Source organism: Rhizobium sp. OAE497, from assembly GCF_040546565.1.
Taxonomy (GTDB): Bacteria; Pseudomonadota; Alphaproteobacteria; order Rhizobiales; family Rhizobiaceae; genus Rhizobium.
Genome location: NZ_JBEPOA010000001.1, coordinates 1,071,233 through 1,083,106, shown reverse-complemented (window position 1 = coordinate 1,083,106; position 11,874 = coordinate 1,071,233). Strand labels below are relative to the sequence as shown.

The window sequence follows — 11,874 nt, the reverse complement described above, 5'->3', positions numbered from 1 at the left end:
GAAATTTCATGCCGCGCACCCGCACCCTGCCGGACGAGCAGCTTCTGGAGATGGTTCTCGCCCTCATCCATGCCGAGGGTCCGGATGCGGCAAGCTTCGGCGCGGTGGCAAAGGTCAGCGGCCTCTCCGGCTCCACCCTCGTCCAGCGCTTCGGCACCAAGGCCGGCATGCTGCGCGCCGCCCTCCTTCATGCCTGGGACCGGCTGGATGCCGAGACCGCAAAGGTTTCCGCCGCTGCGGACAAGACCCCCGATGGCGCGGTCGGCCTGCTCACCGCCCTCTCCCAGGATTACGGCGAAGACCCCGCCGCCTATGCCCAGGGCCTCCTCGTGCTGCGCGAAGATTTCCGCGATCCGGTCTTGCGCTCCCGGGGTGCGGCATGGGCCAAGGCGCTGACCGCAGCCCTCTCCGAATGCCTCGCGTCCACCCCCGACGCCGAAACCTCCGCCCGCCTGATGCTGTCGCAATGGCAGGGCTCGCTGCTCTGGTGGGGCTTCACCTCGGAGGGCCGTGTCGCCGATTATGTCGAGCGCGAACTCAGCCTGTTCCTGAAGACGCTTCTGCACCGGCCCTGATCCAAGCCCAAATTTATCTAGGGTCTCCCGCGAGTTCTTATCGTTTGTGGCGGGGCATCGGCGCGCGCTATCGAGCCTGCACCGGAGATTTAGCCGGATGCATCGCAAGGAGCCGCCCATGAAGATGAGACATTGCCTGATCGCGCTTTCCCTTTCCGCAAGTCCGCTCCACGCTGCCGAACTAACGGACAAGGCCTTCCAGGAAATCGCCGCCCGCGCCTTCCAGCCTGTCATCAAGACCTACGATATCCCCGGCATGGCGATCGGCGTCTCGATCGGCGGCAAGCAATTTTTCTATGTGTCGGGCGAGGCCTCGCGCGAAGCGAAGACGCCGGTGACCACAGAGACTATCTTCGAGCTCGGCTCGGTCAGCAAGGTCTTCAACGTGACGCTCGCAGCCCTCGCCGCCGAGCGCGGCCTGATCTCCCTCGATGATCCCGCCTCCACCTATCTGCCGGAGCTGAAGGGCAGTGCCTTCGACAAGATCACCCTCGTCAATCTCGCCACCCACACATCCGGCGGCCTGCCGCTGCAGGTGCCCGACGCAGTCACAAATGATGCCGAACTGACGGCCTATCTGAAGAGCTGGAAGCCGCCCTACAAGCCGGGCACGATGCGCTCCTATTCGAATGTCAGCATCGGCCTGCTCGGCCGCATCGCCGGCCAGCGCCTTGCCGGCAGCTACCGCGAGGCGGCGGAGAAACAGCTCTTCCCGGCGCTCGGCCTGAAGAGCACCTTCATCAGCGTGCCCGACGCTGCCAAGGATCGCTACGCCTTCGGCTATTCCAAGGACAACCGCCCGATCCGCGTCAATCCCGGCGTCCTCGACGACGAGGCCTATGGCGTCAAGACGACGATCCGCGACATGACGCACCTGATGGCGCTCAACCTTGACCAGCAGGGCCTGGCGCCCGATCTCGCCGCCGCCATCCGCCAGACCCATACCGGCTATTTCACCACCGCTTACTACACGCAGGACATGGTCTGGGAGCAGTATCCCTGGCCGGTCAAGGCAAAGCAGCTGATGGACGGCAACGGAAACCAGATGAGCCTGGAAAGCCAGCCGGTCAAAGCGCTGAAGACGCCGCTTGCCCCGCAGAAATCCGTTTTGATGAATAAAACCGGCGCCACCGGCGGCTTCGGCGCCTATGTCGTGCTGGCCCCCAAATCAGGCATCGGCCTGACGGTTCTCGCCAACCGCAACTATCCGAACACGGCGCGCGCCGAAGCCGGGCTGAAGCTCATTGAGGCGCTGGAAAAATACACGAAGTAAGTCAGGCTGCGGCCGGTTTATTCCGGCCGCTCCTTCGCGTCGTTGCCGACCGTCAGCGGCCAGTCGACGACGTAGTCCTCCAGCGCTTCAGGATCGATCTCGGTCTCGCTGATCGTCCGCCCGCGGGCGGAAATGCCGGCCTGGTGCACGGTCTCGGGGTCGCCGGAGACCAGCGGGTGCCACCAGTAGAGGTCCTCGCCCTCGTTGATCAGCCGGTAGCCGCAGGTCGGCGGCAGCCATGCGATCTCAGGCACGTTTTCCTTGGTCAGCTGCACGCAGTCGGGCACGAAGTCCCAGCGCTTCTCGTAGTTCGAGCACCGACAGCTCTCGCCGTCGAGCAGCTTGCAGGCCACCGAAGTGAAATAGATATCGCCCGAGTCCCATTCCTCGAGCTTGTTGAGGCAACAGAGCCCGCATCCGTCGCAGATGCTCTCCCATTCCTCTTTGGTCATCTCGGGCAGCGTCTTGCGCTTCCAGAAGGGCGTATCTTCCATCATTTCGTTTCTGCAACAGCCGTTCCGCAAATTCGCGTGAGGCCGGCTGCGTCTCTTGTTATCGTCGGGCAAATCAATCAAACATTCAGCATGCTTCGTTTATCGAAGAGCGCAATGCCAAGTTAGGCTGTTGCTCTGACGCCTGGGGGGCCAGCCGTCAAGCGCGATCGGGCGGGAAGAACAACGTGCAGGATCCTGAAACTCCGGAAAAGCAGCCGAAGAAGAGCAAACATCTTCTGCTGAAGATCGATTCCTGGATCGATTCGACGGTCTGGAATGCCGGCTTCCGCTCTGCCGAAATCTGGGAAGACATCACCATCTTCTTCCGCCGCTTCCGCGTTCGCGGCTGGAAGCGCATCGTCTTCGAACTTGGCGGCGAAGGCCTGACGCTCGGCTCGGTCGGCGCCGTGCTGATGCTGGCGCTTGCCCAGCCCGCCTTCGAGGCGACCAAGGAAGACTGGCGCAATCGCGGCGATTTCGCCGTCACCTTCACCGACCGCTACGGCAATGTCATCGGCCATCGCGGCGTCATCCACCAGAACTCGGTGCCGATCGACGAGCTGCCGGACAGCCTGATCAAGTCGGTGCTCGCCACCGAAGACCGGCGCTTCTTCGACCATTTCGGCATCGATGTCATCGGCCTGTTCCGCGCGCTGGTCACCAATGCCCAGGCCGGCGAAGTCGTGCAGGGCGGCTCGACGCTGACGCAGCAGCTGGCGAAGAACCTGTTCCTTTCCAACGAACGCTCGATCGACCGCAAGATCACCGAAGCCTTCCTGGCGCTGTGGCTGGAGGCCAATCTTTCGAAGAAGGAAATCCTCTCCACCTATCTCGACCGCGCCTATATGGGCGGCGGCACGTTCGGGGCGGCGGCAGCCTCGCAGTTCTATTTCGGCAAGAGCATCACCGACGTCAATCTGGCCGAAAGCGCCATGCTTGCCGGTCTGTTCAAGGCGCCGGCGAAATATGCCCCGCATGTCAATCTTCCGGCGGCGCGTGCGCGCGCCAACGAGGTGCTCACCAATCTCGTGCAGAGCGGGCTGATGACCGAGGGCCAGGTGATCGCGGCGCGGCGCAATCCGGCGACGGCGATCGACCGCAACGAGCAGGAAGCCCCCGATTTCTTCCTCGACTGGGCCTTCGACGAAGTGCAGCGGCTCGCCTCGCGCTTCCACCAGCATTCGCTGGTCGTGCGCACCACCATCGACATGGGCATCCAGCAGGCGGCCGAGGATTCGGTCGAGACGTCGCTGCGCGAATATGGCGAGAGCTATCACGCCAAGCAGGGCGCGATGGTGATGATCGAAAACGGCGGCGCCGTGCGCGCCATGGTCGGCGGGCGGGATTACGGCGAGAGCCAGTTCAACCGCGCCACCAAGGCGCTGCGCCAGCCGGGCTCCTCCTTCAAGGTCTACACCTATTCGGTGGCCATGGAGAGCGGCATGACGCCGAAGACGACGATCATCGACGCGCCGATCTCCTGGGGCAACTGGAGCCCGCACAATTACGAAAACCGCTATGCCGGACGCGTAACGCTGGAAACGGCGATCGCCCAGTCGATCAACACCATTCCGGTGCGTCTCGCCAAGGAAAAGCTCGGCATCCAGCCGATCCGCGCCATGGCGAAAGCGATGGGCGTGGAATCGCCGGTGCGCGACGACGTGACGATCCCGATCGGCACATCGGAAGTGACCGTCCTCGACCAGGCGACGGCCTATGCCGTCTTCCCGGCAGGCGGCTATCAGTCCCGCCGCCACGGCATCACCCAGATCCTCGATTACGACGGCGACGTGCTCTACGATTTCGACCGCGACGAGCCGCCGGCAAAGCGGGTGCTGTCGGAAAAGGCCGACGACGAGATGAACCAGATGCTGAGCCGCATCCCCTATGTCGGCACCGCCCGCAAGGCAGCACTCGACAACGGCATCGTCACCGCCGGCAAGACCGGCACGACGCAGGCCTATCGCGACGCCTGGTTCGTCGGCTTCACCGGCAATTACACGACCGCCGTCTGGTTCGGCAATGACGACTATACCTCGACCAACAACATGACCGGGGGATCACTGCCCGCCATGACCTTCAAGCGCGCCATGGACTACGCCCACCAGGGCGTAGTGCTCCGTCCGATCCCCGGCATCGAAAACCCGCTGCCCTCCCCCAAGGACGCCGCCAAGACCGCCGCCGCCAAACCCGCCGACGGCACCCCCCAGCTGGTCCGCCCGCGGATGCTCTCGGTGGAGAGCACGAAAATCCTGAAGGACCTCGGCGAGAAACTGAAGGATGCCGCGCCGCTCGAGGCGCAGAAGGTTGCGAGTGTGGAGTGAGGTTGGGGGCCGGCACCCGTAGGTGCCCCCCCCTGCGGCGCCCACCCAACACTCCCTTATTCCTGTGGCCTTAGGTCTGCGCCCACGGGATGTCACAGGCAACCAGCAGCCGCGCGTCTGCGCGGCGAAGGATTCTTTTCAGCACAAGAACGCAGCCCGCCTCGACAGTGTAACCCCTACCGCCCATTCCACCGCCGGATCACCGGCTCGGTCAGGTCATGCTCATAGCCGAGCACACTGACACTCGCCGTATCCAGCACGAATTTCTCGCCACCCTCAGGCGGCAGGCCGAGCCAGCGGGCGGCCAGCACGCGGAGGAAGTGGGAGCTGGAGAAGATCAGGACCGGGGCGTTGAGGGCACGGAGTTCAGCGATGATGCGGTCGGCGCGGGTGCCGGTGGCAGCGGCGGTTTCGCCGTTGGGGCAGCCGTCGCGGAAGAGTTGCCAGCCGGGGCGGGTTTGGAGGATCTCCTTGGTGGTGATGCCTTCGTAGTCGCCGTAGTCCCATTCGGCCAAGTCGTCCTTGATGACGGCGTTGGCGCCGAAGCCCGAGAGGGCGCAGGTGTTGCGGGCACGGGCTGACGGGCTCGACCAGACGGCGGCGGGGGTAATCCCTGCAAGGCGGGACGCGAGGCCGCGGGCGGCTTCCTCGCCTTTTGCGGTCAGCGGGATGTCGCTGCGGCCGGTGTGGCGGCCGGAGAGGCTCCACTCGGTTTCGCCGTGGCGCACAAGGGTGATCTCGGGATAGGGCATGACTGCACCTTAATATGCAAAAGCGCGGCCTTGAAGCCGCGCCTGATGGTCAGAACGTGATCTTTTCGAGCGGCGGGCGGACCGCCTCGAATTCCTTGAGCCTGGTTTCGGCGGCCGGGATATAGTTGCGGTTATCGGGCGTCGAATACTGGTTCTTGGTGATCTGGATCTGCATGATGAAAAGCTCGTCCCAGCGGAAGCCGATCTCGGAACCGGCGAGATAGAATTCCCACATGCGGAAGAAGCGCTCGTCGTAGAGTCCGACCGCTTCGGCCTTGCGCGCCACGAAGCGCTCGCGCCAGGCACGCAGCGTGTAGGCGTAATGCAGCGGCAGCACCTCGACATCGCGCACCAAAAGCCCGGCCTTTTCGATCGCCGGGATGGTTTCGCCGATCGAGGGAATATAGCCCTGAGGGAAGATATATTTCTCGATGAAGGCGTTGGTGGCGAAGCTCGGCTTCGGACGGGCGATCGAGTGCAGAACCATGACGCCGTCATCGGCGAGCAGCTCGTGCACCTTCTTGAAATAGCCGGGGAAATTGCCGATGCCGACATGTTCGAACATGCCGACCGAGACGATGCGGTCGAAAGGCTCGGCCTTCATCGTCCGGTAGTCCTGCAGCTCGAAACGGACGCGATCGGCGATGCCGCGCTTTTCGGCCCGGTCGCGCGAGATCTTCAGCTGCTCTTCGCTGAGCGTGATGCCGGTATGATCGAGACCCGGCGTCGCCTCGGCGATATAGAGCCCCATGCCGCCCCAGCCGGAGCCGATTTCGAGCACGCGCTGGTTCGGCTCAAGCAGCATCTTGGCGGCGATATGGCGCTTCTTGGCGACCTGGGCCTCCTCCAGGCTGATACCAGGCGGGTCGAAATAGGCGCAGGAATACTGCCAGTCCTCATCGAGGAAGAGCTCGAACAGGCGCTCCGACAGATCGTAGTGATGGGCAACGTTGCGCTTGTTGTGATTGACGGGAAGCCGGCTCTTCAGCTGCTGCAGGGCAATGCGGCCGATGAGGAGCGCCGCCATCGGGATATCGAAGATCTCGTTGGTGGTGTTCTGCTTCACCATGGCGAGGAAGTCGTAGATGTTGCCGTGTTCAAGAATGAACCGGCCATCCATATACATTTCGCCAAGCTTGAGGGTGGGGTCGCGGCGGATCAGCTTTTCCGCCTCCTCGTCGGCGATGCGGACAGCGACGAAATCGCCGCTGCCATCCCCGATCGTATGTGTCTCGCCGTTGGCGAGTGTAAGCTTCAGGTTACCCTTGCGGATGATTTTCTGGACAATCGATAGAAATCCCGACGCCATGATAAGGCCTCGCAATGTGACAGGACGGTCACATCAACTTAATGCGTGCCTTTCGTCTGACAAGCGCACAGTTTAGCACTCCGGCAACAACGCTGCCAAAGTGTGACATTTTTGCAAATGCTAGCCCTAAGTGCTTATTTTCGCTTCATGGCTTCGGCCAGGGCAGCGCCGAATGCGCCCTGACTTTCCTGTTTTGGCGGTGCGGAGCGCGAAGAATTCTGCGACCGGGGCGCGTTGTTTGCCCGCGACTCGCCCCGCGGCGGGGGTGCGCCGGCATCGTCCTTGCGCATCGAAAGAGCGATGCGCTTGCGCTTGGCATCGACCTCGACGACGCGCACCTTGACGACATCGCCGGCTTTGACAACCTCATGCGGATCCTTCACGAAACGGTCGGCGAGCTGGGAGACGTGAACCAGACCGTCCTGGTGGACGCCGATATCGACGAAGGCGCCGAAGGCCGCGACATTGGTGACGGTGCCTTCCAGCGTCATGCCGGGCTTCAGGTCGGAGATCTCGTTGATGCCTTCGGCGAAGGTCGCGGTCTTGAAGCTCGGGCGCGGGTCGCGGCCGGGCTTGTCGAGTTCGGCGATGATGTCCTTGACGGTCGGCAGGCCGAATTGCTCGTCGATGAACTTGCGCGGATCGAGACCCTTCAGCAGCACGCTGTCGCCCATCAGCGAGCGCAGGTCGCGGCCGCAGGCGGCCACGATCTTCTTGGCGACGCCATAGGCTTCCGGATGGACGGAGGAGGCATCGAGCGGCTCCTTACCGTTCGGGATGCGCAGGAAGCCGGCAGCCTGTTCGAAGGTGCGGTTGCCAAGGCGGGCAACCTTCAGCAGATCCTTGCGGCTTTCGAAGGGGCCGTTCTGATCGCGGTGGACGACGATGGAATCGGCGATCGAGCGGCTGAGGCCGGACACGCGGGCGAGCAGCGGCGCCGACGCAGTGTTCAGATCAACGCCGACGGCATTGACGGCGTCTTCGACGACGGCATCGAGCGAGCGGGAGAGTTTGCCCTGGTCGACATCGTGCTGGTACTGGCCGACGCCGATCGACTTCGGCTCGATCTTGACGAGCTCGGCCAGCGGATCCTGGAGGCGGCGCGCGATGGAGACGGCGCCGCGCAGCGAAACGTCGAGATCGGGGAATTCGGCGGCGGCGGTGGCCGAAGCCGAATAGACGGAGGCGCCGGCTTCGGAGACGATGACCTTGGTGGGCTTGGCGCCCGGAAGCTCGGCCAGCATGTCCGCCACCAGCTTTTCGGTCTCGCGGCTGCCGGTGCCGTTGCCGATCGAGATCAGCTCGACATTGTGCTTGCGGATCAGCGAGGCGAGCTCGACCTGGGCGCCGCGCACGTCGTTTCTCGGCTGGAACGGATAGACGGTGGAAGTGGCGACGACCTTGCCGGTGCCATCGACGACGGCGACCTTGACGCCGGTGCGGATGCCCGGATCGAGGCCCATCGTGGCGCGCGAACCGGCCGGGGCCGCCAGCAGCAAGTCCTTGAGATTGCGGGCGAAGACGTGGATCGCCTCTTCCTCGGCGCGCTCACGCAGCTCGCGCATCAGGTCGAGCGACAGCGACATGGAAAGCTTGACGCGCCAGGTCCAGGTGGCGACATCCATCAGCCAGCGGTCGCCGGGGCGGCTCGCACCGATTTCATAGGCGCTAGCGATCATCCGCTCCACCGGCTTGTTCGGCGATGCGGTGTCGGCATCGGCCTCGATCGTCAGCGTCAGCACTTCCTCGTTCCAGCCGCGCAGCATGGCGAGCGCACGGTGGCCCGGCGCCGTCGCCCAGCGTTCGGAATGGTCGAAATAGTCGGAGAACTTCTCGCCGGCCGCCTGCTTGCCATCGACGACCTTGGCCTTCAGCAGGGCAGCACTGCGCATATGGGCGCGCAGCTTGCCGAGCAGATCGGCATTTTCGGCGATGCCTTCGGCGACGATATCGCGGGCGCCTTCGAGCGCCGTCTTCACGTCTGGAACGTCGGCGGTGATATAGGCCTCGGCGAGCGTTGCCGGCTCCTTTGAGCGGTCGGCGAGGATGGCTTCGGCGAGCGGGCCAAGGCCGCGTTCGCGGGCGATCTCGGCGCGGGTGCGGCGCTTCGGCTTATAGGGCAGATAGAGGTCTTCGAGCTCGGCCTTGGTGGTGGCGCCCGAGAGCTTGCCCATCAGCTCGTCGGTCATCTTGCCCTGCGAGGTGATGGATTCGACGATCGTGTCGCGGCGCGCTTCGAGCTCGCGCAGATAGACCAGCCGTTCGGCGAGGTCCCGGAGCTGCGTATCGTCAAGCCCGCCGGTCACTTCCTTGCGGTAGCGGGCAATGAACGGAACGGTCGCGCCCTCATCCAGCAACTCGATCGCCGCCTTGGCCTGATCCGGCCGGGCATTGATTTCCGAGGCGATGACTGCGGAGAGCGAACGAAGATCTGCGGCCATGGGATGTCCTGAGCGTTGACGAAAGTTGCGGGACCATAGCGGCGAAAAACGGCAAGGCAATGCCCGAGGACGGTTTCCACAGAGGAAGGTGGGGGTTGAGTGGTGGGATATGGGTGGGCCCGGAGCCCGGAGCGCCCCCCTCTGCCCTGCCGGGCATCTCCCCCACAGGTGGGGAGATTGGCTGGGCGCGCCCGCTCGCTCAATCTTCAATGATTGGCGATGAGCCAGCCGCGGGTCGATCTCCCCCCTTGTGGGGGAGATGCCCGGCAGGGCAGAGGGGGGTGCCACACCCACGACCGCCTCATTTGATACACCACCGACGAAATGCCCTCCCCTCCCCGCCGCGCGGCGTTTTTGCGGTTGTGCAGATGCGGCATTCTTTGGTAGCAGAGGCGACCGTTTTGGACCGTCCCGAACCCGGTGACGCAAGGAAAAGTGACATGCCTGATCTGCTTCTAGAACTCCGCTCCGAGGAAATTCCGGCCCGTCTGCAGCGCAAGGCTGCCGGCGACCTGAAGAAGCTCGTTACCGATGCGCTTGTCGAAGCCGGTCTTTCCTATGAAGGTGCGCGCGAATACTGGACGCCGCGCCGCCTGACGCTCGATATCCGCGGCCTGACGGCGCGCTCCGCCGATGTGCGCGAGGAGAAGAAGGGCCCGCGCACCGACGCCAACGAGAAGGCGATCGAAGGGTTTCTGCGCAGCGCCGGGCTTTCCTCCATTTCCGAAGCGCAGGTTCAGAGCGATCCGAAGAAGGGCGATTTCTACATTGCCGTCATTTCGCGCGCCGGCCGCGCGGCGGAAGAGATCATTGCAGGCGTGATGCCCGGCATCATCCGCGATTTCCCGTGGCCGAAGCCGATGCGCTGGGGCAAGGCTTCCGCCAAGCCCGGCTCGCTGCGCTGGGTGCGCCCGCTGCAGTCGATCGTCTGCACCTTCGGCACCGAGCATGAAGAAACGACCGTCATCCCCTTCGAGATCGAAGGCATCGTCGCGTCGAACGTCACCTACGGCCACCGCTTCCATGCGCCTGATGCCATCACCGTCAAGCGCTTCGACGACTATGCGGCCAATCTGGAGAAGGCCAAGGTCATTCTCGATGCCGAGCGCCGCAAGGAGATCATCGCTTCCGACGCCGCCAATCTGGCTTTTGCCAGCGGCCTTGAGCTGGTCGAGGACGAAGGCCTGCTCGAAGAGGTCTCCGGCCTCGTCGAATGGCCGCAGGTGCTGATGGGCGCCTTCGAGGAAGACTATCTGTCGATCCCCTCCGAGATCATCCGCCTGACGATCAAGACCAACCAGAAGTGCTTCGTCACCCGCAAACAGGGTGAGCAGACGCTTTCGAACAAGTTCATCCTGGTTTCCAATATCCAGGCGACCGATGGCGGCAAGGAAATCATCCACGGCAACGGCAAGGTCGTGCGCGCCCGCCTTTCCGACGCGCTGCATTTCTGGAAGCGCGACCAGGGCAACCTGCCGGACCTCGAAACGCTGGAAGCTTCGGCAAAGGCGTTCGATCTCGACCTCAAGAAGCCGCTCGACCAGCGCATGGCGAAGCTCGATGCGCTGAACGTGACCTTCCAGGCGAAGCTCGGGACGCAGGGCGAGCGGGTGCAGCGCATGCGGGCCATGGCTGCGAAGATCGCCTTTCCGCTTAGCGCCGACCACAAGCTGGTCGACCGGGCCGTCGTGCTCGCCAAGGCGGATCTGCGCACCGAGGCCGTCGGCGAATTCCCGGAACTGCAGGGCGTCATGGGCCGCAAATACGCGGCACTCCAGGGCGAAGATACCGCCGTTTCGACGGCGATCGAGGACCACTACAAGCCGCAGGGCCCATCCGACCGGGTGCCTGACGACAAGATCGCCATCAGCGTTGCACTGGCCGACAAGCTCGACACGCTGATCGGTTTCTGGGCCGTCGATGAAAAGCCGACCGGCTCCAAGGACCCGTTTGCGCTGCGCCGCGCCGCGCTCGGCGTCATCCGCATCATTCTGGAGCGCAACGTTCGCCTGACGCTCTTGCCGCGGATCGTTAGCCATATGGGCCGGATCGATGACGACATCGCCGATAAGGCCGGCGTACCGAGGGCGGAGCAAGGCGCGGATCTTTCCCGCCAGCTCGATCTGCTGTCGTTCTTCCACGATCGCCTCAAGGTCTATCTGCGCGATCAGGGCGCGCGCTACGACCTGATCGACGCCGTGTTGACGCCGGAGACGGACGATCTCCTGATGATCGCCCGCCGCGTCGAAGCGCTGACGGCCTTCATCACCTCCGAGGACGGCAAGAACCTGCTCGCCGGCACCAAGCGCGCCACCCAGCTGCTCGCCGCCGAAGAGAAGAAGGGCACCGTGGTTGCCGACGGCGTTTCCGAACCGCTCTTGAAGCTCGATGCCGAGAAGGAGCTGTTTGCCGCCGTCGCCCACGCTTCCGCCGAGGCTTCGGACGCGATCGTCAACGAGGATTTCCGCTCGGCGATGGCTGCGCTGTCGAAGCTGCGGGCGCCCGTCGACCGCTTTTTCGAGGACGTGCTGGTCAACGACGAGGACGCCGCGATCCGCGCCAACCGCCTGGCGCTGCTGCGGCTGATCCGCGAAGCGACGGGCACGGTTGCCGACTTCTCGAAGATCGCCGGGTGATGAATGATTGGGCGGCGCCGGATACCAGCCGACGCCGCCCACCAACGCATCGTCATCCTCGGGCTTGTCC

The 11,874-nt window shown here is 64.0% G+C and carries 8 protein-coding genes; 4 read left to right on the top strand and 4 right to left on the bottom strand.

Features of this window, described 5'->3' with window-relative positions; genetic code table 11:
• Positions 1-8 precede the first annotated feature (8 nt).
• Both ABIE40_RS05505 and ampC read left to right on the top strand, forming a co-directional pair.
• A complete protein-coding gene (locus ABIE40_RS05505) occupies positions 9-575 on the top strand; it encodes a TetR/AcrR family transcriptional regulator (protein WP_199626565.1) in 567 nt (188 codons plus the stop codon).
• A gap of 118 nt (positions 576-693) precedes the next feature.
• Positions 694-1,848 (top strand): class C beta-lactamase, encoded by a 1,155-nt coding sequence (ampC, locus tag ABIE40_RS05500; protein WP_199626563.1) that lies wholly within the window; start codon positions 694-696, stop codon positions 1,846-1,848.
• A 17-nt stretch (positions 1,849-1,865) separates the two neighbouring features.
• On the opposite strand, the gene ABIE40_RS05495 is transcribed toward ampC, so the two are convergent.
• A complete protein-coding gene (locus ABIE40_RS05495) occupies positions 1,866-2,342 on the bottom strand; it encodes a YcgN family cysteine cluster protein (protein ID WP_112719293.1) in 477 nt (158 codons plus the stop codon).
• Positions 2,343-2,527: 185 nt separating this feature from the next.
• Between ABIE40_RS05495 and ABIE40_RS05490 the strand changes: the two genes are divergently transcribed.
• Positions 2,528-4,666, top strand: coding sequence for a transglycosylase domain-containing protein (locus ABIE40_RS05490; RefSeq protein WP_130278670.1), 2,139 nt, complete (start codon positions 2,528-2,530; stop codon positions 4,664-4,666).
• Between the two features lie 176 nt (positions 4,667-4,842).
• On the opposite strand, the gene ABIE40_RS05485 is transcribed toward ABIE40_RS05490, so the two are convergent.
• The 3 genes from ABIE40_RS05485 to ABIE40_RS05475 form a co-directional block, all read right to left on the bottom strand.
• Positions 4,843-5,418, bottom strand: a complete 576-nt coding sequence (locus tag ABIE40_RS05485) for a histidine phosphatase family protein (protein ID WP_199626561.1) — start codon at positions 5,416-5,418, stop codon at positions 4,843-4,845.
• A 49-nt stretch (positions 5,419-5,467) separates the two neighbouring features.
• Complete coding sequence (locus ABIE40_RS05480; RefSeq protein WP_199626559.1) at positions 5,468-6,727, bottom strand: cyclopropane fatty acid synthase; 1,260 nt, start codon at positions 6,725-6,727, stop codon at positions 5,468-5,470.
• A gap of 134 nt (positions 6,728-6,861) precedes the next feature.
• Positions 6,862-9,168 (bottom strand): Tex family protein, encoded by a 2,307-nt coding sequence (locus ABIE40_RS05475; RefSeq protein ID WP_199626557.1) that lies wholly within the window; start codon positions 9,166-9,168, stop codon positions 6,862-6,864.
• 440 nt (positions 9,169-9,608) lie between these two features.
• Between ABIE40_RS05475 and glyS the strand changes: the two genes are divergently transcribed.
• Positions 9,609-11,804 (top strand): glycine--tRNA ligase subunit beta, encoded by a 2,196-nt coding sequence (gene glyS, locus ABIE40_RS05470; RefSeq protein ID WP_199626550.1) that lies wholly within the window; start codon positions 9,609-9,611, stop codon positions 11,802-11,804.
• The last annotated feature ends 70 nt before the right edge of the window (positions 11,805-11,874 follow it).

Coding starts and splice junctions, on each gene's coding strand:
- glyS (WP_199626550.1), top strand. CDS start 9,609: ATGCCTGATCTGCTTCTAGAACTCCGCTCCGAGGAAATTCCGGCCCGT.
- ABIE40_RS05485 (WP_199626561.1), bottom strand. CDS start 5,418: ATGCCCTATCCCGAGATCACCCTTGTGCGCCACGGCGAAACCGAGTGG.
- ampC (WP_199626563.1), top strand. CDS start 694: ATGAAGATGAGACATTGCCTGATCGCGCTTTCCCTTTCCGCAAGTCCG.
- ABIE40_RS05505 (WP_199626565.1), top strand. CDS start 9: ATGCCGCGCACCCGCACCCTGCCGGACGAGCAGCTTCTGGAGATGGTT.
- ABIE40_RS05480 (WP_199626559.1), bottom strand. CDS start 6,727: ATGGCGTCGGGATTTCTATCGATTGTCCAGAAAATCATCCGCAAGGGT.
- ABIE40_RS05495 (WP_112719293.1), bottom strand. CDS start 2,342: ATGGAAGATACGCCCTTCTGGAAGCGCAAGACGCTGCCCGAGATGACC.
- ABIE40_RS05475 (WP_199626557.1), bottom strand. CDS start 9,168: ATGGCCGCAGATCTTCGTTCGCTCTCCGCAGTCATCGCCTCGGAAATC.